Source organism: Flavobacterium enshiense DK69, from assembly GCF_000498495.1.
Classification (GTDB): Bacteria; Bacteroidota; Bacteroidia; order Flavobacteriales; family Flavobacteriaceae; genus Flavobacterium; species Flavobacterium enshiense.
Genome location: NZ_AVCS01000015.1, coordinates 120,706 through 142,683, shown reverse-complemented (window position 1 = coordinate 142,683; position 21,978 = coordinate 120,706). Strand labels below are relative to the sequence as shown.

24 protein-coding genes and 2 tRNA genes are annotated in these 21,978 nt (G+C 38.5%); 12 read left to right on the top strand and 14 right to left on the bottom strand.

Features of this window, described 5'->3' with window-relative positions; translation table 11 throughout:
• Window positions 1–11: 11 nt before the first annotated feature.
• Window positions 12–527, bottom strand: coding sequence for a lipocalin family protein (locus FEDK69T_RS10625; protein ID WP_023574164.1), 516 nt, complete (start codon window positions 525–527; stop codon window positions 12–14).
• A 155-nt stretch (window positions 528–682) separates the two neighbouring features.
• On the opposite strand from FEDK69T_RS10625, the gene htpG reads away from it, so the two are divergent.
• Entirely contained in the window at window positions 683–2,563 is a 1,881-nt protein-coding gene (gene htpG, locus FEDK69T_RS10620) for a molecular chaperone HtpG (protein WP_023574163.1), read from the top strand.
• Window positions 2,564–2,596: 33 nt separating this feature from the next.
• Here htpG and FEDK69T_RS10615 read toward each other — a convergent pair whose 3' ends face one another.
• Window positions 2,597–3,184 carry a murein L,D-transpeptidase catalytic domain-containing protein gene (locus FEDK69T_RS10615; RefSeq protein WP_035629751.1) on the bottom strand — a complete coding sequence of 196 codons (588 nt, stop codon included), beginning with the start codon at window positions 3,182–3,184 and terminating at the stop codon, window positions 2,597–2,599.
• A 208-nt stretch (window positions 3,185–3,392) separates the two neighbouring features.
• Here FEDK69T_RS10615 and FEDK69T_RS10610 point away from each other — a divergent pair, with 208 nt between their 5' ends.
• The 5 genes from FEDK69T_RS10610 (at window position 3,393) to FEDK69T_RS10590 (ending at window position 8,174) form a co-directional block, all read left to right on the top strand.
• Window positions 3,393–4,286, top strand: coding sequence for an EamA family transporter (locus tag FEDK69T_RS10610; protein WP_023574160.1), 894 nt, complete (start codon window positions 3,393–3,395; stop codon window positions 4,284–4,286).
• Window positions 4,287–4,316: 30 nt separating this feature from the next.
• Window positions 4,317–4,916, top strand: coding sequence for an alpha-ketoglutarate-dependent dioxygenase AlkB family protein (locus FEDK69T_RS10605; protein ID WP_023574159.1), 600 nt, complete (start codon window positions 4,317–4,319; stop codon window positions 4,914–4,916).
• Window positions 4,917–5,069: 153 nt separating this feature from the next.
• On the top strand, window positions 5,070–5,351 hold the full coding sequence (locus FEDK69T_RS10600) for a TIGR03643 family protein (RefSeq protein ID WP_023574158.1): 282 nt from the start codon (window positions 5,070–5,072) through the stop codon (window positions 5,349–5,351).
• A gap of 96 nt (window positions 5,352–5,447) precedes the next feature.
• Complete coding sequence (locus tag FEDK69T_RS10595; protein ID WP_023574157.1) at window positions 5,448–7,304, top strand: M61 family metallopeptidase; 1,857 nt, start codon at window positions 5,448–5,450, stop codon at window positions 7,302–7,304.
• Between the two features lie 147 nt (window positions 7,305–7,451).
• Window positions 7,452–8,174, top strand: a complete 723-nt coding sequence (locus tag FEDK69T_RS10590) for a DUF4369 domain-containing protein (RefSeq protein WP_023574156.1) — start codon at window positions 7,452–7,454, stop codon at window positions 8,172–8,174.
• A gap of 159 nt (window positions 8,175–8,333) precedes the next feature.
• Here FEDK69T_RS10590 and FEDK69T_RS10585 read toward each other — a convergent pair.
• From FEDK69T_RS10585 to FEDK69T_RS10545, 9 genes are all read right to left on the bottom strand, one after another.
• Window positions 8,334–8,407, bottom strand: a tRNA-Thr gene (locus FEDK69T_RS10585).
• 59 nt (window positions 8,408–8,466) lie between these two features.
• Window positions 8,467–8,540 (bottom strand) — tRNA-Thr (locus FEDK69T_RS10580).
• Window positions 8,541–8,619: 79 nt separating this feature from the next.
• Window positions 8,620–8,886 carry a hypothetical protein gene (locus FEDK69T_RS10575; RefSeq protein WP_023574155.1) on the bottom strand — a complete coding sequence of 89 codons (267 nt, stop codon included), beginning with the start codon at window positions 8,884–8,886 and terminating at the stop codon, window positions 8,620–8,622.
• Window positions 8,887–8,943: 57 nt separating this feature from the next.
• Entirely contained in the window at window positions 8,944–9,915 is a 972-nt protein-coding gene (locus tag FEDK69T_RS10570) for a type I phosphomannose isomerase catalytic subunit (protein ID WP_023574154.1), read from the bottom strand.
• Entirely contained in the window at window positions 9,916–10,374 is a 459-nt protein-coding gene (locus tag FEDK69T_RS10565; RefSeq protein WP_035629646.1) for a peroxiredoxin, read from the bottom strand. It abuts the gene before it with no gap.
• Window positions 10,374–10,784, bottom strand: coding sequence for a 6-pyruvoyl trahydropterin synthase family protein (locus tag FEDK69T_RS10560; protein ID WP_035629645.1), 411 nt, complete (start codon window positions 10,782–10,784; stop codon window positions 10,374–10,376). The genes FEDK69T_RS10565 and FEDK69T_RS10560 overlap by 1 nt, the downstream gene beginning before the upstream one ends.
• Window positions 10,784–11,311, bottom strand: a complete 528-nt coding sequence (gene idi, locus FEDK69T_RS10555) for an isopentenyl-diphosphate Delta-isomerase (protein WP_035629644.1) — start codon at window positions 11,309–11,311, stop codon at window positions 10,784–10,786. Before idi ends, FEDK69T_RS10560 begins: the two co-directional genes overlap by 1 nt.
• Before the next feature lie 244 nt (window positions 11,312–11,555).
• A complete protein-coding gene (locus tag FEDK69T_RS10550) occupies window positions 11,556–13,115 on the bottom strand; it encodes an NAD(P)/FAD-dependent oxidoreductase (RefSeq protein WP_023574150.1) in 1,560 nt (519 codons plus the stop codon).
• A 62-nt stretch (window positions 13,116–13,177) separates the two neighbouring features.
• Window positions 13,178–14,245, bottom strand: coding sequence for a DUF2891 domain-containing protein (locus tag FEDK69T_RS10545; protein ID WP_023574149.1), 1,068 nt, complete (start codon window positions 14,243–14,245; stop codon window positions 13,178–13,180).
• A 98-nt stretch (window positions 14,246–14,343) separates the two neighbouring features.
• Here FEDK69T_RS10545 and FEDK69T_RS10540 point away from each other — a divergent pair, with 98 nt between their 5' ends.
• On the top strand, window positions 14,344–14,580 hold the full coding sequence (locus FEDK69T_RS10540) for a hypothetical protein (RefSeq protein WP_023574148.1): 237 nt from the start codon (window positions 14,344–14,346) through the stop codon (window positions 14,578–14,580).
• A 158-nt stretch (window positions 14,581–14,738) separates the two neighbouring features.
• Here the strand turns inward: FEDK69T_RS10540 and FEDK69T_RS10535 are convergent, their stop codons facing one another.
• Window positions 14,739–16,937, bottom strand: coding sequence for a RecQ family ATP-dependent DNA helicase (locus tag FEDK69T_RS10535; protein ID WP_023574147.1), 2,199 nt, complete (start codon window positions 16,935–16,937; stop codon window positions 14,739–14,741).
• Between the two features lie 87 nt (window positions 16,938–17,024).
• On the opposite strand from FEDK69T_RS10535, the gene FEDK69T_RS10530 reads away from it, so the two are divergent.
• The 5 genes from FEDK69T_RS10530 to FEDK69T_RS10510 all read left to right on the top strand — a co-directional run bounded on the left by FEDK69T_RS10530 (window position 17,025) and on the right by FEDK69T_RS10510 (window position 20,273).
• Window positions 17,025–17,990, top strand: a complete 966-nt coding sequence (locus tag FEDK69T_RS10530) for a KpsF/GutQ family sugar-phosphate isomerase (protein ID WP_023574146.1) — start codon at window positions 17,025–17,027, stop codon at window positions 17,988–17,990.
• Window positions 17,990–18,808 carry a twin-arginine translocase subunit TatC gene (tatC, locus tag FEDK69T_RS10525; RefSeq protein ID WP_240473155.1) on the top strand — a complete coding sequence of 273 codons (819 nt, stop codon included), beginning with the start codon at window positions 17,990–17,992 and terminating at the stop codon, window positions 18,806–18,808. The genes FEDK69T_RS10530 and tatC overlap by 1 nt, the downstream gene beginning before the upstream one ends.
• Window positions 18,809–18,810: 2 nt before the next feature.
• Window positions 18,811–19,158, top strand: a complete 348-nt coding sequence (locus FEDK69T_RS10520) for a carboxymuconolactone decarboxylase family protein (RefSeq protein WP_023574144.1) — start codon at window positions 18,811–18,813, stop codon at window positions 19,156–19,158.
• A gap of 102 nt (window positions 19,159–19,260) precedes the next feature.
• Window positions 19,261–20,001, top strand: a complete 741-nt coding sequence (lptB, locus tag FEDK69T_RS10515; RefSeq protein WP_023574143.1) for an LPS export ABC transporter ATP-binding protein — start codon at window positions 19,261–19,263, stop codon at window positions 19,999–20,001.
• Between the two features lie 41 nt (window positions 20,002–20,042).
• Window positions 20,043–20,273 carry a DUF5808 domain-containing protein gene (locus FEDK69T_RS10510; RefSeq protein ID WP_023574142.1) on the top strand — a complete coding sequence of 77 codons (231 nt, stop codon included), beginning with the start codon at window positions 20,043–20,045 and terminating at the stop codon, window positions 20,271–20,273.
• A 21-nt stretch (window positions 20,274–20,294) separates the two neighbouring features.
• On the opposite strand, the gene FEDK69T_RS10505 is transcribed toward FEDK69T_RS10510, so the two are convergent.
• Together FEDK69T_RS10505 and FEDK69T_RS10500 are read right to left on the bottom strand one after the other, a co-directional pair.
• A complete protein-coding gene (locus FEDK69T_RS10505; protein ID WP_023574141.1) occupies window positions 20,295–21,170 on the bottom strand; it encodes a glycoside hydrolase family 25 protein in 876 nt (291 codons plus the stop codon).
• Between the two features lie 3 nt (window positions 21,171–21,173).
• The gene (locus FEDK69T_RS10500) at window positions 21,174–21,917 is read right to left on the bottom strand and encodes a CDP-alcohol phosphatidyltransferase family protein (RefSeq protein WP_023574140.1); all 744 of its coding nucleotides are present in this window, start codon (window positions 21,915–21,917) and stop codon (window positions 21,174–21,176) included.
• Between the last annotated feature and the right edge of the window lie 61 nt (window positions 21,918–21,978).

The following is a 21,978-nucleotide window of genomic DNA, read 5'->3' as shown; positions in this document are numbered from 1 at the left end:
TTTTTTAATAATTAATTTCTTTGAAAATAATAGGTCACATTTTTTTTCTGTCCGGCTACATCGATGACATCCACCAACTCAAAAGAGTTTTCCGTTGCGTTCTGGAACTTGGACCAATACCCTTGCGTTTGGTTTTTGGCTTTTGTTCCCTCTCCGATAAATTTCAAACCGAATTGCCCTTCTTTACTTACTTGCCATTTAATAGCCGATGTAAACGACGGACAACCTGACTGGTTTAAAGTAACCGTACCGGTATTATTGTTCTGAACAAAAGTCCACGCACTGCCTTCAAAACACTTTGGTTCGGCAACGCCAAAAGCATTTACCTTGAAATAACCGCTTCCCGGAAAGTCAACTTTGACAATTTTCCAGTTTCCATTCAGATTTTTCTCCGATTTCGTATCCAGTTTCACTGCATTGGACGCAGTGGCCGTTGCAGGTTTTGGAGGTTTTTCAGCACTGCTGCTTCCTGACTTACAACCGATTGCCAATGTCAATAAACAAACTAAAAGACCAATTCTTTTCATATTTCTCTTTTTTAATATCGATTTTTAAAATTACAAAAAAATCTTAAAAATCGAATACTTTAAGCAAAATAAGGCAAATGCCATTTTGACATACACGCTGCAATGGTATATTATTTGCAAAACCACATCGAAAATAATTTAAAAACTACATACCTATGACAACAGGAAAAATTAATGTATCGGTTGAAAACATCTTCCCGTTAATCAAAAAGTTCTTATATAGCGACCATGAGATTTTTCTTCGCGAATTGGTTTCAAATGCAACAGATGCTACTTTAAAACTTAAGCACCTGACTAGTATTGGAGAAGCCTCTGTAGAATACGGCAATCCGATAATCGAAGTAAAAGTCGACAAGGAAGGCAAAAAACTGCACATCATTGATCAAGGACTGGGAATGACTGCCGACGAAGTGGAAAAATACATCAATCAGGTTGCTTTTTCAGGAGCAGAAGAATTTCTTGAGAAGTATAAGGATTCGGCTAAAGACAGCGGCATCATCGGACATTTCGGCTTAGGTTTCTATTCGGCTTTCATGGTAGCTGAAAAAGTGGAAATCATCACCAAATCCTATAAAGAAGAACCCGCAGCACACTGGACTTGCGACGGAAGCCCGGAATTCACTTTGGAGACAGCCGATAAATCAACCCGCGGAACCGAAATCATTCTTCACATTGCAGAAGATTCATTGGAATTTTTAGACGATTCCAAAATCCGTCAGCTTTTAACCAAATACAACAAATTCATGCCTGTACCGATTAAATTCGGAACCCGAAAAGAACAAAAAGCTTTCGGTGTAGGAGAAGAAGAAAACATGGAAGAGATTGAGGTTGACAACATCATCAACAATCCAACTCCAGCCTGGACAAAGCAACCTACCGAATTAAACGATGATGATTACAAAGATTTCTATCGTGAATTGTACCCGATGCAGTTTGACGAACCTTTATTCAACATTCACCTTAATGTGGACTATCCGTTCAACTTGACGGGAATTTTGTATTTCCCGAAAATGTCAGCCGATTTACAAATTCAGAAAGATAAAATCCAATTATACCAAAACCAGGTGTATGTTACCGACAATGTAGAAGGTATCGTACCTGAATTCTTAACCATGCTGAAAGGGGTAATCGATTCTCCGGACATCCCACTAAATGTATCGCGTTCCTATTTACAGGCTGATGGCGCTGTTAAGAAAATTTCAAACTATATTACCCGTAAAGTAGCCGACAAACTAAAATCACTATTCACTGAAAACAGGGAAGATTTCGAAAAGAAATGGAACGATATCAAAATCGTTTTAGAATACGGAATGTTATCGGAACCTAAATTCTACGAAAAAGCAGGCGCATTTGCATTATACCCAACAGTTAACAATAAATTCTACACTTTAGAGGAATTAAAAGAGCTTATAAAAGACAAACAAACCGACAAAGACGGAAAATTGATCGTATTGTATGCCTCCAACAACGATGCACAGCACAGTTATGTTGAAGCAGCCGAAGCCAAAGGATACGAAGTTCTTTTATTGGATTCTCCAATTGTTTCGCATTTGATTCAGAAACTGGAAGCAGACAACGAAAATCTTCAGTTTGTACGTGTTGATTCGGATCACGTTGACAGTTTGATCAAGAAAGAAGAAAGTCCGATTTCAAAACTTTCCGATGAAGAACAAGAAAGTTTAAAAACAGCCGTTGAAGGCATTGTTCCGGCAACAACATATACGGTACAACTGGAATCTTTAGACAGCAAAGCATCTCCGTTCATGATAACGCAACCGGAATTCATGCGTCGTATGAAAGAAATGAGTCAGAGCGGAGGCGGAGGAATGTTCGGCATGGGTAACTTCCCTGAAATGTACAATCTGGTAGTGAACACCAATTCGGATTTGGCATCTGCTATCTTAAACGAAAAAGACAAAACAAATCAGGAAAACTTGGTAAAACAAGCTCTGGATTTAGCAAAACTATCACAAGGCTTATTAAAAGGTGAAGACCTGACAGCCTTTGTAAAACGCAGTTTCGATTTGATCAAATAAAAAAAGTAAACCCGCAATAAACTTGCGGGTTTTTTATTCAATTATCCATAACAAAACAGGTTTGTCCGAAGCCTTCAGTTTTACATCCAGTTTTCTCATAAAGGCATCCGAAACCGCCGGACACCCCCAGCTTAGCGGACTGTAATCCGGAAATATTTCTTTATCGGCAACTTCTTCCCAGGAATGAAGAACGACCACCCTATCCACAGCACTTTTATTAGTTTCCTCCAATCCTTCCAGCCAATATTTCACATTGATCCCCCAGGAACTGTAATCCCGTTTTCCTACTCTGTATTTTCCTTTCATCGAACAATGACTATTGGTTTTTACATCGAATTTAGCCGTAGCATAATTTGTAGGATTCGTTTCAAAAACATTACAGGATCCGTGTGTTACAAGGTTTTGATCGACTATTGCGCCTTTTTTAAAATCATAGATGAAAAATCGGTTTTTCCCGGAATGAATACTTAAATCAAGTAAAAAATAATACCTTTCATTAAACCCGTTGACCTGGCAATACTTTTTAGCATTTAAATGATAATCGCTATAATTCTTATTAACTTTATTGGAATTATTGCAACAGATAACCAACAGAAAAAGCAACAAAACAGTATGTTTCATAGTAACAGCCATAAAGTTAGACATCAATAGCATAACACGATTTAAAGAATTTTATTATAATTAATACCTGTAAAAAACCCAGTTTTTCTCTTCTTATAAAACAACTCATTAACCAAACTTAACTGAAACACAAAATCAAGATTCATCACAAATCCCCTGAAAAACATGACAAAAGGAGTATATTTACCAGCTAATCAAAATTAAAATCGTGATTCAAAACAAAGTAATTAAAGGGGCTTTCCAGGTAGGCTTAGGTGCGACAAGCTATGGCATGCTGGCCACTTTCGTGAAATTAGCCTATAAAGAAAATTATACGACCGCCGAAGTTCTTTCTTCTCAATTCATATTGGGGATCATCGGTATATTACTTATCAATTACTTCCGGAAAACAAAAAAAAGAGACGAAGTAATAAAGGCTTCCAAAAGCAATATTTTTCATCTGATGCTTGCAGGCACTTCCACTGGAATGACAGGCATTTTCTATTATCTTGCCGTAAAATACATTCCGGTATCCATTGGAATTGTATTATTGATGCAAACAGTCTGGATGGGCGTTTTACTGGAATGGATACTCGACAAAAAAATACCGTCATTGCAAAAAACAGCAGCTGTGATTATCGTTTTAATCGGAACCATTTTAGCAACTAACCTAATAAAAACAAACATTCAGTTGGATTGGCGAGGCATCGTTTGGGGAATATTGGCTTCAATATCCTTCACCACAACCATGTTTACAGCCAACCGAATCGCAATCGGCATCTCATCGGCACAACGCAGTCTGTACATGCTTTTAGGGGGGACTATCATTGTTTTGGGATTTGCAATAGCTACCCAGACTACTCCTTATAACATCAATATCTTCATGAAATGGGGAATTATCTTGTCTCTTTTCGGCACTATCATCCCCCCTCTGTTAATGAATGCCGGTTTTCCAAACACAGGGATTGGTTTGGGCAGTATTGTTTCGTCTTTGGAATTGCCTGTTTCTGTAATGATGGCCTATTTCATTTTGAATGAAACCGTAATTCTAAGCCAATGGATTGGAATTCTGCTTATCATTGGCGCAGTCGTTATAATGAATGTGAATTTTAAAAAGAATTAAGCCTATCATCGCTTTTACTATTTTTGAGGCATGGATTTATTCGCAACCGATAAAATTGTCTTCGATTTACCTGATGCCGAAATCGAATACTACCCGAATTTCTTCCCTGAAATTGAGGCAGATATTTTGTTTCAACAACTCCTGACTGAAATTCAATGGCAACAGGATGATATTACCATTTTCGGAAAAACATATAAACAGCCCAGATTGACCGCCTTTTTTGGCAATGAAGGCAAACCCTATTCCTACTCCAATATCACCATGCAGCCTCACCATTGGAACGAGCTTTTATTGAGGATTAAATCGAAAGTGGAAAAAACCACAGGACATTCTTTTTCATCAGTGCTGCTCAATTTATACCGCGACGGCAAAGACAGTAACGGCTGGCACGCCGACAACGAAAAGGAATTAGGACAGAATCCAGTGATTGCCTCGGTAAGTTTCGGAGAACAACGAATCTTTCAGTTAAAACACAACACCTTAAAAGACCAAAAACAAAATATCGTATTGGAAAACGGAAGCCTTCTATTAATGAAAGGCACTACACAACACTATTGGAAACATCAGATCCCAAAAACATCAAAACCCATCAAACAGCGAATAAACCTAACCTTTCGAACCATTTTTTAATACAAAATGCAAATACAAATCTTTTTTGTGACGATTTTTTAAAAATTCAAAAAAAATAATAATCCGCGATTTACAAATTCTTTTTTTTAGTAATATTGAGTATTGAACTATTAAACATTATTAAAAATTATTATTGAATTAATTTTTCATCTGATGAAAAAAAGTAAAATTTCAGAAATGGACAATGAGACATTAAATCGTCTTGTTACCATGGCACAAGAGGAAAAAAAACCTTTTGAAGTAATTAAAGAAGAATTTGGGATTTCAGAAAATGATGTTACTGAAATGATGCGAAAAAAATTGTCAAAAGACAATTTCGAACTTTGGAAGAAAAAAGTCACTGCAAGTAAACCAAAACCAAAACCTCAAAAATTTAACGATCTCGAGGATGACGATTTAGACAGCAAGTATTATTTTAAAAATAAAATGGATTAAAAAAAATCCTCCTATTAAAGGGGGATTTTTAAATTTTAAGCTAAATTGTAACAAAAAAAGCATCTTAGCTACATATAATTTATCAAAACATCAATAATGAAAAAATTTATTTGCACGTTGGCATTAGCCGCGGTACTTATGAGTTGTAAAACAGCTCAAGGGACTTCAAAAACAAACGACGTTGGTGTCGCTATTGACTTGGTAAACGTAAACGATGACAAAGTGATGGTGACAATCACACCGCCAGCTTTTACAACAGAAACTGCGACGTTCCATATCCCTAAGACCGTTCCCGGGACCTATTCTGAAGACAATTACGGCAGATTCATCGAAGATCTAAAAGCTTTTGACGCGAAAGGAAATGCTTTATCCATAACAAAAAAAGACGAGAATTCCTGGACCATATCCGATGCAAAAAAAATAAGCAAACTGACCTACCTTGTAAATGACTCGTTTGACACAGAAACTAGTGGCGGCATCGGAGGTAAAGACGTATTTTCCCCAGCCGGAACCAATATTGCTGCCGGTAAAAACTTCATGATAAACACACATGGTTTCGTGGGTTATTTTGAAGGAAAATCAGAGTTACCTTATAAAGTTACTGTTTCGCATCCAGCCAACTTATGGGGGGCGACATCCCTAACTGACACTGATGCCAGTAAAGACAGAGATGTATTTACCGCTTCCCGTTATGCCGAATTGGTGGATCACCCGATTATGTATTCCGAACCGGATTATACAACGTTTAAGGTGGATGACATGGATATCTTGATCAGCGTATATTCTCCAAACGGAAACTACAAAGCGGCAGACATAACTCCGGCCATGGAAACAATGATGCGCGCTCAGAAAAAATTCTTAGGCCCTGTGAATGCAACTAAAAAATACAGTGTTTTATTGTATTTGTCAGATATGAAAAAAGCCGATGCTAAAGGATTCGGAGCTTTGGAGCATACTACATCCACAACTGTCGTTATGCCTGAGATGATGCCAAAAGCAGCATTATTAGAACAATTGAAAGACGTGGTTTCGCATGAGTTCTTTCATATTGTGACTCCACTTACCGTTCATTCGAATGAAATCCAGTATTTCGATTTCAATAATCCTAAAATGTCTGAGCACTTATGGATGTATGAAGGGGTTACGGAATATTTCGCAAATCTTTTCCAGGTTAACCAAGGTTTAATCACCGAAGATGAATTTTACAACAGAATGGTGGACAAAATAGATCAATCCAAACGTTTCGACGAAAAGATGCCGTTTACGACCATGAGTAAAAACATCCTGGACAAACAATACAAAGACTCTTATTACAATGTATACCTGAAAGGAGCATTAATTGCCATGTGCATTGACATTCAAATGAGAGAAAGCAGCAACGGAGAAAAAGGCATTTTAGATTTGATGCATGCTTTATCATCGGAATACGGAACTAAAAAACCATTTAATGACGACGAACTGTTTGCAAAAATCACTTCATTGACTTACCCCGCGGTTGGTGAATTCCTTAAAACGTACGTTGCCGGCGAAACTCCGATTCCTTACGATAAGTATTTTGCAAAAATGGGCGTTACCAATGCCAAAGTTAAAAAGCCGGGCAACCCTTTTATCAAGGACCAAACGACTCCATACATTACAGTAGATCCATCGACAAAAGAAATCAAAGTTCTTCCGGATGTTGATTTGAACAAATTCATGACAGCACTTGGAATCAAAAACGACGATACTATTTTAGCTGTTAATGACACAAGCTATAATCTGGACAACATTTACGATTTGCTTATGTTGAGTTCTGAGTGGAAAGAAGGCGACCCAATAACGGTAAAAATCAAACGTGCAGGTAAAGAACAAACTTTAAAAGGAAAAGTTACGCTTCCAACGGATGAGATTGAAGGCTATCAGGCAACAGATAACAGCAAGACCAAATTAAGAGAAAGCTGGCTGAAAGGCTAATTACCTCTCACAACAACAATAATCCCCGATATACTATGTATTTCGGGGATTTTCATTTAATAGTATCAGCTTGAAAAACTGTACAAACGTTAATTTATAGGCGTTTCAATTTATTTTCTTTACTTTGCAGCCATTAAACAAAAAAGCATGAAAAAATTACTTATTGCAGCTTTGGCGCTTACAGCTTTAGTTGCCTGTGATAAAAAAGAAAGTGATAAAAATTTGCATCTTTCCGGAAAAGTAGAAGGATTGAAGCAAGGTAAATTATACATACAGCATATCGTCGATACATCATTGGTAACACTTGACAGCATTACTGTGGAAGGCGATTCCAATTTCAAAAGCGAACTTCAGATAAGCGAGCCTGAAATGCTTTATTTAACCTTAAACCGAGGCGTTTCTAAATCAATAGACAACGTTTTACCATTTTTTGCTGAGCCAGGAACGATGACTATCGAAACAACACTAAAAGAATTTTACGCAAAAGCAAAAATAACGGGATCAAAAAACAATGACTTGTACAGCGATTTTATGAAAATCCGTATGCGTTACAATGATGAGCAAAACAAGACATTAAGTCTTTCGTTATTGGCTAAAAAAGTAAATAATGCTCAAAAATTAGATAGTTTAAACCAACGTGCCGACAAATTAACAGTCAGAAACTATCTGGATGCTATTAATTTCGCCGTAAATAACGGAAAACATGAAGTAGCTCCTTATATTGCTTTAACCGAAATACACGACGCAAACATCAAATATTTGGACACCATCCAAAAATCAATGTCTCCGGAAGTAGCCAAATCCAAATACGGAAAACAGCTCACTACTTTTATTGCCGAAAGAAAGAAACTGGAACAAACTCAGAATTAATAGAAAAGCGACCTTAGGGTCGCTTTTTTTTTATTTGATGTACTTTTAATTTATTGTAAATACACTAAAAATTAGTTTCTGTGTGGTAAAATGAATTTTCAACCTATAACTGGAATACTACCAAAAACAAAAAAGGTCTTCATTTCTGAAGACCTTTTGAGCCGATGGAGGGACTCGAACCCACGACCTGCTGATTACAAATCAGCTGCTCTAGCCAGCTGAGCTACACCGGCAACTATATTGTTGCTTTTTGCATCATGAAAAAACCACTTTGAAAGTGGTAAAAAAATTGAGCCGATGGAGGGACTCGAACCCACGACCTGCTGATTACAAATCAGCTGCTCTAGCCAGCTGAGCTACACCGGCGTCTCAATTCGAGTGCAAATATAAAGGAGTTTTTTAAACTTCCAAATAGTTACCTGCACTTTTTCAAGATTTTTTCCGACTATAATTTATTGATTTTGTCAACCAATTGAGTAGCAACATCTTCCAAATCTTTATTTATTTGTCTGAAATGCGCTTTTTTATTCTCCACATCCTTTTGGTTCAATTTTGAGATTAACCCATCGAAAGATGTGATAGCTTCTTCAATCAACGCATCAGTTTCAGCAGTTGGTTTTCCTGTTGTTGTCATCTCATGGATGTAAACTGCTTCAATAATATCTCCTAATACGAAGTTGATGTCTTTTTTTAAGTTTCTTACGCTTGCCATTTTATTTTATTTAAAATTTCGTTTACAAAATTACAATTATTCTTCACATATAATCAGTTAGGAAATAAATATTTCCAACAAGGTCGCAAAACCAACCAATTCAAAATCAGTAAGTGCCGCAGGAAGTAAAATGGTATCACCCATTTTAAATTTAAATTCCACCCCAGATCCGTTTACAACCGAAAAATCACCTTCAGTACAAACCAAAACAGTGAAAGAAGTTCCGTTCTTGGTAAAATTCATTTTCCCTTCAAGCGGAATCACATTCGTCGTAAAATAAGCACAGTCCACTACCGGATTGCTCTTGTTTACAACCATTTCATACTTCTTTTTCGATGCTACCACATCATAGGTAATCGCATCCAAAGCCTGTTCGATATGTAATTCTCTTGCATTCCCCTGAGCATCTACCCTGTCCCAATCATAAATGCGGTAAGTAATATCAGAAGTCTGCTGAATCTCCGCAATAACAGTTCCGGCACCGATCGCATGAATTGTTCCGGTTTCAAGAAAAAAAACATCTCCCTTCTTTACCGAAACCTTATTCAAAATGGATGGCAGTGATTTATTCTCCAAATGATACAAATACTCATCTGCCGATGATTTCTCTTTAAAACCAACAATAATTTCTGCCCCAGGATCAGCTTGCATCACGTACCACATTTCGGTTTTGCCAAAAGAATTATGACGCTTTTTAGCCAATTCATCATTAGGATGCAACTGTATCGACAAATCTTCTTTGGCATCCAAAAATTTAAAAAGCAAAGGAAATTCGGTCCCGAAATTATCGCAGACATTCTTTCCCATTATTTCTTCTGGAAATTTCGAAATCAGATCGTTAACCGTTAACCCGGCATAGTTGCCATTGGCCACAATGCTAACATCACCCGGAACGGTGGACAATTCCCAACTTTCACCTGTCGTGTCTGTCGGAATCGATTTATGTAAAAGGGAACTGAGTTTTGCCCCGCCCCAAATTCTCTCTTTCAAGATTGGTTTAAAAACCAAAGGATATACTTCAAAATTCATCTACATAAGACTTTTTACCATTTCCAACACCTTGGGAAAATGATTTTCGGCATTCATACTATCAAAAACCAATCGGACAATCCCCTTTTTATCTACCACATAGGTCACTCTTCCCGGAAGCAGTCCCAATAAATTTGTGGGTACTCCAAAAAGTTTTCGCAGGCTTTTATCATCATCGGAAAGCAAGGTAAACGGAAGATTGTATTTTTTGGCAAACTGTTTATGAGATTGCACACTGTCACCGCTAATACCGATAACTTCAGCGCCCATGTCTTTAAATTCTTCAAACTGGTCACGAAAAAAACACGCCTGCTTTGTACAGCCCGGAGTATCGTCTTTTGGGTAAAAATAAATCACCAAAACCTTTTTATGCAAAACAGAAGCGATATAAAAATCATGTCCGTTTTGGTCTTTAGCACCAAATAATGGCAGCTTATCGCCTACTTTGATTTCATCCATTATTTGCCGGAATAGGTTACAAAATTACGCGGCGTTTCATATAAAACAACCTCCAAATCATTTTCGGGAGTGATTCGTTTACGGATCAGATTCCAAATCACCACTACAATATTTTCAGCAGTAGGATTTAGTTCCTGAAATTCAACCACATCAAGATTCAGGTTTTTATGATCGAAGCGGGATTCGACTTCCTCATAAATGATATCGGCCAAATCTTTAATATCCATTACATATCCCGTTTCCGGATTGATTTTTCCGGTCACGCTCACTATCAGTTCATAATTATGTCCGTGAAAATTAGGGTTGTTGCATTTACCGAAAACACGATTGTTTTGCTCATCCGACCAATCTTTACGATACAATCGGTGAGCCGCATTAAAATGGGCTTTTCTTGAAACGGTTACTCGCATTACAACTTATGATCTTCCAGATAATGATAAAATTCGTCAAATATGATTTTAAACCAAACGGTATAGATATCCGGATTTGACTGCATATCTTCTTTGACAGCCTCAATCGACATCCACTTCCAGCTTTCCACCTCATCGGGATTAATTTTCGGCTCTCCATTATAATAACCAATCAAAACATGATCCAACTCGTGTTCTGTTAGGCCATTATCAAACGGAGCTTTATAGATAAACGAAAACAAATCCTTCAAATCAGTTGCAAACCCCATTTCCTCATACAAACGACGCGTTCCTGCCTGAATATTAGATTCACCTTCCCTTTGATGACTGCAACAAGTGTTAGTCCACAACAATGGCGAATGATATTTCTGACGCGCGCGCTGCTGCAACATAATTTCATTCTTATCATTCAGCACAAACACCGAAAAAGCCCTGTGAAGCAAAGCCTTTTCATGCGCCTCCAGCTTTGGCATCAAACCAATCTGTTCATCTTTTTCGTTGACTAATATAACGCGTTCTTCCACAATCGATGTATATATAATTGGTCAAAAATACAAAAAAAGAAATGGTTACATGGATAATTCAAACAATTCTTCACCGTTGAAAAATCACCAAAAAGGCACACTTTTCACTCCTCTAAATAGAGCAATTCTTACTTCAAATCAGTGAATCCTACAGCAATATTCAGAGTAATAATAGCAAAATATGAACAGTGCAAAAAAATCATGCATTCAAAAACCTTCAGACTCAAGTTTCCCAGGTTTTCCTTTCCTACTTCATAGTCTCCACGCACTTAATTGCACACTTCTCACCATCAATAGCCGCAGAAATAATTCCACCCGCATACCCTGCACCTTCTCCACACGGATAAAGCCCTTTGATCTCAAGATGCTCTAAAGTCGCATTATCTCTTGGAATACGAACCGGTGAAGATGTTCTGCTTTCCGGCGCGTGTAAGATAGCATCGTTGGTATAATAACCTCTCATGGATTTTCCGAACTGCACAAAACCTTCCCTCATGATTTGCGTAAGGAAGGCTGGAAACACTTGTCCGAGTTCCACCGAAGTCGTACCGGGAACATACGAAGTTTTAGGAATATCACTGGAAACTTTGCTTTGCGTAAAATCCACCATGCGTTGAGCCGGCACTTTTTGTGTTTCTCCCGCCAAATGCCACGCTTTTTGCTCTATAGCTTTCTGAAATTCCATTCCGGCTAAGGCCCCGAATTTAGCAAACGGTTTAAAATCTTCCAGTTTCAGTTCGACCACAATACCCGAATTAGCAGTAGCCTGATCACGCTTGGAAGGTGACCATCCGTTAGTAACAACCTCGCCCGGACTGGTTGCACAAGGCGCAATCACACCTCCCGGACACATACAGAAGGAATACATTCCGCGCCCATTCACCTGTTTTACTATCGAATAAGGAGCCGGAGGCAAAAACTCTCCTCTGAAATCACAAGAATATTGAATAGTATCGATTAAACTCTGCGGATGTTCAGCACGAACACCCAAAGCGAAAGGCTTAGCTTCGATCAAAACCTTCTTTTTATCTAACAGCTCAAAGATATCACGAGCGGAATGCCCTGTCGCCAAAATGATTTTTTTAGCTTCAATCACATCACCGTTTTGAGTTATAACCCCCTGAATCTCTCTATCTTTTATTAAAATATCGGTTACACGGGTTTCAAACAACACCTGACCACCGCATTCGATAATTTTTTCACGGATATCCTGAATAATCTGCGGTAATTTATTGGTCCCAATATGAGGATGAGCCTCCACCATAATCTCCGGTGTAGCGCCAAAAGCAACCAATAAAGCCAATATACGGTCTACATCGCCACGTTTTTTCGAGCGGGTATATAATTTTCCATCGGAATAGGTTCCCGCTCCGCCTTCTCCGAAACAATAATTAGAATCTTCGTTTACAATGCCATCTCTATTGATTGCCTTTAAATCACGGCGACGGCCTCGAACATCTTTTCCTCTTTCAATTACAATCGGCTTCACGCCCAATTCAATTAATTGCAAGGCAGCAAACAATCCGGCCGGACCCGCCCCAACAACAATCACTTCCTGAGCATTGGCTACATTTTTATAATCCGGGAGTTCAATTTTACTTTCCTCAAAGGATTCGCCCTGAAAAAACACATTGACTTTCAGGTTAATCTTGACGGCACGCTGACGTGCATCAATGGAGCGCTTAAGAATGGCAACATGCTGTATTTCTGCAGTTTTAACATGCATCAACTTGGCCAAATGCTCGTTCAGCAAAGTTAAATTCGCAGCGACTTCCGGCGCCACCTGTATCAGTAATTCTCTAGGCATAACGTAGGTAAATTTTTATTTTACAAACAAATTCTTTGACAAAAGTACGAATTTGAAATCGATTATTCCGGAAGCCCCTTTCTTTGCTCAAAAGCTCTCAATGCGAAAGAAGCCAACCAATGTTCCCCTTCATAATTTCCATCCGTCAAAAAAGGCAATGAATGTTTCAAATGCAAATCACCTACCCCTTTCAAATGCCTGAACTTATCAAACTGAATGGCAAGGGCATAAAAATGCCAGGCACGACTGAAATTCAATCCGTCGAGATGCACTAAGTGTCCATCTGTCCTGTCGGATACTTTTGCAGTTTCCCACCCAAACTTTTTTTCAAATAAGGGCTTGGCAAACTTTTTTGCCCATTTTAAGAAATCTTCCTCTGTCAAAATACGTTGCATGATTCCCATTTCTTCCATACAGGGCGATAAAAAATCGATACCACTCGGCTCCCAGGCAAAAGGACAACCCTCATCTTTCTGAAACATTCGTAACGCATTTTCTTTCAGTACTTTTTTAAATTTTTCATTTTTAGAATAAACCGCATAATCCCAAGCCAATGTCATCCCAAAAGCCGTATTGTTATGGGTTCCAACTCTAACCGGATAGTACAGTTTGGGTAAAAATTCGGTATACATTCCAATCAATAAATCAGATAGCGGCTGGAGATTTTGTGACAATTCCTGCGCAAACGGTTCGTTGCAATCTGACAATTCCTGCTGCAATTTCAACACCCAGGCCCAACCATAAAGTCTTTCAAAAGATTTTTCGTGTTTTTTATTCAGATATGCCACTTCTTTCTCAATATTCGCTTTAGAAAGATTGATTTTCAGTTTCTGAATGATTTCCTGGCGATTATTTAAATCAGGAAACTGCTTCAAAAGATAAACCAACGACCAATGACCGTGAACGGATGAATGCCAGTCAAAACAACCGTAAAAAGAAGGATGCAATTCTTTTGGCGACACAATTTCCGTGGAATCCTGCAATAACTGCCCTAATTTATTGGGATACTCCTGCTGCAGACATTTTAATGGCAGTGATGCTAATCGATTGGCTTGCTCCAGATTCAACAGTTGGGAAAAACCGGTAAATGAAAATAAAAAAACGAAGGTTGTGACAAGTAAATTTCTCATTGCAAAAAACTAAGATTCGCAAAGCTAACGAATTAAATTTTAGAAATTTCAACCAGTCCTTAGTACCTTTGTTCTTCAGAACTTAAAATGTTTCAAAAATGAGCCGTCAGATAAAATTGATTTGGGATTTCAGGGGTCCAGGTGCCGCAAAAACCGCCGAACATCATGAAATTCACCTAAAAGAATATATTGAAATCGAAAAATTACCCATTACCATAACCGGGTTTAAGATCATAAATGAAATGTATGCCATTGCTTTTATCGTAGTTACAGATGAAATCATGATTCAGGTAAGAGACGCACTGAAACCACACCGGGGAGAACTTTTTGAGTAGGTATTTTTCAGAAGGCAAAAGGCAGGAAGAACAATTCTTTTTATTTTTAAAACATTAAAAAAACCGATTGAAATTCAATCGGTTTTTTCTATATATTATTTTCTTATTTCTTTGTTCTGTTATCTACTATGTTCATTCTGCAGTCTTCAACCTGAACACTAGTTTGCTACTTCACTAATAAATTTGATACGCATCAATCGCAATTCTTCCGTATCATAATCCCCTTCAAATTCATCGAGAGCATCCTGAATTTTGTCGGAATGCGATTCCATAAAGTAATCGTGAATTTCTTCCTGCTGATCTTCGTCCAGGATATCATCCAACCAGTAACTAATATTTAGTTTGGTACCGGAATACACGATCTGTTCCATTTCTTTCAGAAGCGTATCCATGTCTATTCCCTTGGCTTTGGCAATATCATCCAAGGGCAGTTTTCTGTCAATATTCTGAATAATATACAGTTTCAGTGCAGAGTTGGCTCCTGTGGATTTCACCACCAGGTCATCTGGTCGCATGATGTCATTATCTTCCACATAGCGGGCAATCAATTCGACAAATTCCTTACCATATTTTTTAGCTTTTCCTTCTCCAACGCCATGAACATTGCTTAATTCATCGATAGAGATCGGATATTTCAGCGCCATATCTTCCAAAGAAGGCTCCTGGAAAACGACAAACGGTGGAACACCTAATTTTTTGGCTACTTTTTTTCGCAAATCCATCAGCATGGTCATCAGCGCTTCATCAGCCGTTCCAGAAGATTTGGCTGCTGTTACAATTGCCTCATCTTCTGTTTCACTATATTCATGGTCTTCCGACATCATAAAAGAATACGGTTTTTTAATAAAATCCTTTCCTTTTTGCGTCAGTTTTATAACTCCGTATGTTTCAATATCTTTAGAAAGCAATCCATCCACCAATACCTGACGGATTAACGCCATCCAGTATTTTTCATCGTGATCATTCCCTTTAGCGAAGAATTTCTGGGCATCCGTTTTATGAGCTTTAATGGTAGCATTGATTTTTCCGATCAGCGTAAAAATCACTTCTTTAGACTTATACAATTCTTTGGTGTCACGAACGGTTTCCAAAAGCGTTACTACCTGATCCTGAGCTTCGACTTTCTTCTTCGGATTACGGACATTATCATCCATATCGGCTCCTTCACCGTCCACATCATCAAACTCTTCACCAAAATAGTGGAGTAAAAATTTACGGCGTGACATTGACGTTTCTGCGTAAGCCACTACCTCCTGCAGCAAGGCAAAACCGATTTCCTGCTCTGCCACCGGCTTTCCAGCCATGAACTTTTCAAGTTTCTCGATATCTTTATAAGAGTAGTAAGCCAAACAATGACCTTCACCTCCATCCCTACCTGCCCTACCGGTTTCCTGATAGTAACTCTCCAGAGATTTTGGTATATCGTGATGGATTACAAAACGTACGTCCGGCTTATCAATTCCCATACCGAAGGCTATAGTAGCCACCACCACTTCGACATCCTCCATAAGGAACATGTCCTGGTGTTTGGCCCTAGTTTTGGCATCCAATCCCGCATGATACGGAACCGCACTGATGCCGTTCACCTGTAAAACCTGAGCTATTTCCTCAACCTTTTTACGGCTCAGGCAATAAATTACTCCAGATTTTCCTTTATGCTGTTTGATGAAGCGGATAATATCACCCTCAATATTTTTAGTTTTGGTGCGTACCTCATAGAATAAATTCGGACGGTTGAATGATGCCTTAAAGGTATTGGCATCCGTCATATCTAAATTTTTAAGAATATCTTCCTGAACTTTCGGCGTAGCGGTTGCGGTCAATCCAATAACAGGGATTTCTTCCCCCAACTGCTTAATAATGCTACGCAGGTTTCGGTATTCCGGACGAAAATCATGTCCCCATTCCGAAATACAGTGTGCTTCATCTATGGCCACAAAGGAAATAGGCACTCCTTTTAAAAAGTCGACATATTCTTCTTTTGTTAACGATTCGGGGGCGACGTATAACAATTTGGTCAATCCGGAAGTAATATCTTTCTTCACCTGATTGACCTCAGTTTTGGTAAGCGAAGAGTTTAAAACATGCGCAACACCAAACTCAGAAGACAAACTCCTGATGGCATCCACCTGGTTTTTCATCAAGGCAATCAGCGGAGAAACAACTATAGCTGTACCATCCAGCACCAAAGCCGGCAGTTGGTAACATAACGACTTACCACCACCCGTAGGCATAATCACGAAAGTATTGTTATGGGTAATGATACTTCTGACAACACCTTCCTGTAAACCTTTGAACTGGTTAAAACCAAAAAATTTTTTTAACTCTTTATGTAAGTCAATTTCGCTTGGCTTCATTATCTATTAATAGGTATTTTTACATAAATTTGCAGAGAATAAAGATACGAAAATCTTTCATATTCACAAATTAATAAAATTTCTATTTTGACAGTCAGGGAAACCATTTTAAACACGGCAAAAAAAACGATATTATCAGAAAGCGAGAGCGTTGCTAATCTAATAAATTTCATTGATGATGATTTTGCAAAAGCAGTAGAGTTAATTTACAATTGCAAAGGCCGTCTAATAGTTACCGGCATTGGAAAGAGCGCCATCATTGCTACTAAAATGGTAGCGACTTTCAATTCTACAGGCACACCTTCCATGTTCCTTCATGCAGCCGAAGCCATTCACGGCGATTTAGGAATGGTTCAGCCCGGAGATGTAATCATATGCATTTCCAAAAGTGGCAATAGTCCGGAAATCAAAGTACTTGTTCCTTTATTAAAGCGTTTTGGCAATACCCTTATCGGTATGACTGCAAACCAAAATTCTTTCCTAGGCAAAGAATCCGACTGCGTTTTAAATGCTCATGTAGATACAGAATCCTGCCCGAATAACTTAGCGCCAACCAACAGCACTACGGCGCAATTGGTTTTGGGTGATGCGCTTGCCGTTTGTTTGATGGAAATACGAAACTTTGGAAGCGAAGACTTTGCAAAATACCATCCGGGAGGTGCGTTAGGCAAAAAATTATTGCTTCGCGTGGTCGACATGCTGGATCAGACACATCGCCCGCAGGTGACTCCGGATTCAGATATCAGACACGTAATCATGGAAATTTCCGAAAAACGTTTGGGAGTAACTGCTGTAGTCGAAAACAATCATGTGGTTGGCATCATAACCGATGGCGACATCCGAAGAATGCTTGAAAACAGAGACAGTTTTGGAGATTTAACCGCCAAGGACATCATGACCAAAAATCCGAAAACCGTACAATTATCTGACATGGTTGTAGATGCATTCAACACCATGGAAAATCACTCCATCACACAAATGATCGTTATCGACAGCAACCAATACAAAGGCGTTCTTCACATTCATGACATTTTAAAAGAAGGAATTATATAATGGCAACAAATAAATCCGGAAAAGAAATGTCTTTTTTAGAGCATTTGGAGGAATTCAGATGGTTGTTGGTTCGAAGCACGATTGCCATTCTTATAGGCGGCTGTATAGCCTATTACTTTAGCGATTTCATTTTCGACACTATAATATTCGGCCCGAAAGACGGTAATTTCATAACCTACCGTTTCTTTTGCGAGATGGCCAACCAATACGATTTGGACAAAAGTTTCTGCATTCAGGAATTACCGTTCGAATTGCAAAACCGAACCATGGAAGGACAGTTCTCAATGTTGATTTGGACTTCTATAACAGCAGGCTTCATCGTCTCTTTCCCTTTTATCCTTTGGGAATTATGGAAGTTTGTCAGCCCGGCTCTATATGATAAAGAACGAAAAAACATTAAGCTTTTTATCTTTATTGCGTCAATCCTATTCTTTATGGGAGTGGCATTCGGTTATTTTGTACTGACACCGCTCTCCATTAATTTCCTGGCCAACCTAACCATTAGTGACCATGTCAAAAACGCCATCGACGTAGAATCATACATCGGATTGGTAAAAACAACCTCACTCGCTACAGGTTTGGTCTTTGAATTGCCAATCGTAATTTATTTCCTTTCAAAGCTAGGAATCGTAACACCTCAATTCTTGAGGGATTACCGAAAATACTCGTATGTTATCATCCTAATTATAGCCGCAATTGTTACACCTCCTGATGTAATCAGTCAGACAATTGTAACCATTCCGCTTGTAATTCTCTATGAAATAAGCATTTTCATATCAAGTTTTGTAACCAAAAAGGAAGAACTTAAAACCATTTAATTATGGCTGATTTAGTAAAAGAATTCAACGACTACCGTTCGAAAATGAACGAAAAGTTATTGGCCGATGACAACAAAGTTATCAAACGTATTTTCAATTTAGACACCAATGCCTATATGGAAGGCGCTTTGGATGTAAAAACCAAAGAACTTTTGGGACTTGTCGCTTCCGCTGTTTTGCGTTGTGACGATTGTATCAAATATCATCTGGAAACCTCATACAAAGAAGGGATTACCCGTCAGGAAATGATGGAAGCCATGGGAATTGCCACTTTAGTTGGCGGAACCATTGTAATTCCGCACCTGAGAAGAGCTTACGAATTTTGGGAAGCTTTAGAAAATCAGGAATAATTATTTGTTAATTTGTTGATGCAAATATCCTGTTATTCGTTTATTTGCAAACACAAAAATTTAGTCACTCAGCAACTTTGATTACGCTGCAACTTAAAAAAGATGAAATTAAGAGCCGATAATATTGTTAAAACCTACAAAGGAAGAAGCGTGGTAAAAGGCGTTTCGGTAGAAGTAAATCGTGGAGAAATCGTTGGTTTATTAGGTCCGAACGGAGCCGGAAAAACCACTTCCTTCTACATGATTGTTGGTTTGGTAAAGCCCAATGCAGGAAACATTTACCTGGACGACACCAATATTACCGACTTCCCTATGTACAAACGTGCACAACACGGTATCGGATATCTGGCTCAGGAAGCTTCGGTTTTTCGAAAACTGAGCATTGAGGACAATATTTTAAGCGTATTACAGCTTACAAACCTTTCCAAAGCGGAACAGGAAGCCAAAATGGAATCACTGATTGACGAATTCAGCTTACAGCATATCCGAACCAACAGAGGGGATTTACTTTCGGGAGGAGAACGCCGTCGTACGGAGATAGCACGTTGTTTGGCAACTGATCCGAAATTCATTTTATTGGATGAGCCGTTTGCAGGAGTTGACCCGGTGGCGGTAGAAGATATTCAGCGTATCGTAGCCCAATTGAAAAATAAAAACATCGGAATCCTGATTACTGACCACAACGTACAGGAAACCTTAGCCATTACTGACAAAACCTACCTGATGTTTGAAGGAGGCATCCTAAAAGCCGGAGTACCGGATGAGTTAGTGGAAGACGAGATGGTACGCCGTGTATATTTAGGTCAGAATTTCGAGTTACGTAAAAAGAAACTGGAATTTTAATTAAGATAAAAAGCAAGCAAACCTATATCTTATAACAGCAAATGGAAAATCCCGACAAGGAAACTTTGGACAATTGGCACAAAGACCCTAACAACTGGAAATGGGGAATTTTCTATTACAATCCGAAAGACACTCGCGGCATGGTTCCTAAAAAAATCGAATGGATGGGCTGGACCATCAATTTCGCCAACACCAAAGCCGTTCTTTTATTCTTTGGAATGACTCTTTTCTTTATTTTCGTGGTAACACTGATTACTAATCACCAATCCTAGCTTTTTATCTCTTATCCCCAATTACTGAATACAAAGCGCTTTCAAATCTTCGCTGTCTCCATTAAAAACATTAACATCAACCATTCCTTTTATACCAGGAACTTGTGCTTTTTCGGTAAACTGCCAAAAATGCCAATCTTTCTGAATCCGTTCCACAAAAAAATTGTAATTGGCAATCCACAATGGATACCCTTTAAATTCTTTCTTTAGAAAATCGGTATAATAGCTCTCTCCGGAATAAATAATCGGCTTTACCTTATAATGTTTTTCGACGTGCTTTAACCAACGGCGTAAGCCTACTTTCAAACTGTCGACAGATTGTTTTCTGGGTAATTTCTCAATATCAAGTACGGGAGGCAAATCTCCTTTTTTGAGTTTTACGGTTCGAATAAAATTTTCAGCCTGAGCGATAGAATTCTCGTTAGGACGATAATAATGGTAGGCTCCCCGGACAAAATAATGTTCTTTGGCTGCTTCCCAGTTTTCCTTGTATCGCGAATCCGTTTTGGCACTTCCGGCGGTGGCCCGGATAAAAACAAAAGACAATGGAAACTCTTCTTCTATCTTATCTATTTTCCCCCATTCTATTTCCGACTGGTATTCGGAAACATCAAAACCTACAAGTTGGGTATCATGTCTGCTTAGGACTTCAAAAATGCGGATATCCTCAATTTCACGTTCGTCTTCGGTGAGTTCGTTTACATTTTTATCGGTTTTAAACCCAAGATAATAAAGCAGTCCGTTTCGGTAATTATAAACTACTCCGACAAACAAAACCACGAAAAGCACTCCAAAAGTAAATAACAATAATCGTCCAAAAGGAGTTTTTCCTGTTTTTGAAGATTTTGACCGTGATGTTCTTTTCGGTGGAGTTTTCTTTGCAGAAACGCGTCTCATGAATTAAACCTGCTTGTTTAAGACTTTGTTGTTAATCACCGAAAGCAATACATAAAAAAGAATAATCAGTGGAATGGCCAAATACTGGAACGCCACCAACAATATTACGCAAACGGCTAAAAAGAACACCTGAAGTTTATTTTTCTCCCAGCTGAAATACTTCACTTTCAATGAAAACAAAGGAATTTCGGCGTTTAACAGATAAGCGCTTAAAAAACTTAAGCCGACAAGAAAAAAAGGATTGCTTAAAATATCTGAAAGCCACTCAAACTGATTGGCAAACAAAATCATCGGAATACTCATGATCAGCAATGCATTCGCAGGTGTTGGCAATCCGATGAAAGAATCCGTTTGGCGCGTATCGATATTGAACTTTGCCAAACGATAGCATGATGCAATCGTGATTATGAAACCGATGTAAGGCACAATTGCCATGTAATTGGTTTCAGGCGTTAAGGTATAAATATCTTGGTTCTCCTGAATATCAGACAGCATTTTATACATAACTACCCCAGGAACAACTCCGCTGGTTACCATATCGGCAAGCGAATCCAACTGTACGCCCAAAGCACTCTGTGCATTATAAATACGTGCAAAAAAACCGTCCCAAAAATCAAAAAAGATACCAAGGCACACTAAGGAAAACGCTTCATTATAACTACCATTAAAAGCGTGTATCAAGGCCAAAAGTCCTGCGGTAAGATTTAAGAAGGTGATAAGATTTGGAATCTGTTTTTTAAATGACATGCGTTTTCTTTTTAAACTGACACAAAGTTATACAATAAGTTAATATAAAATGGAGTTTAGT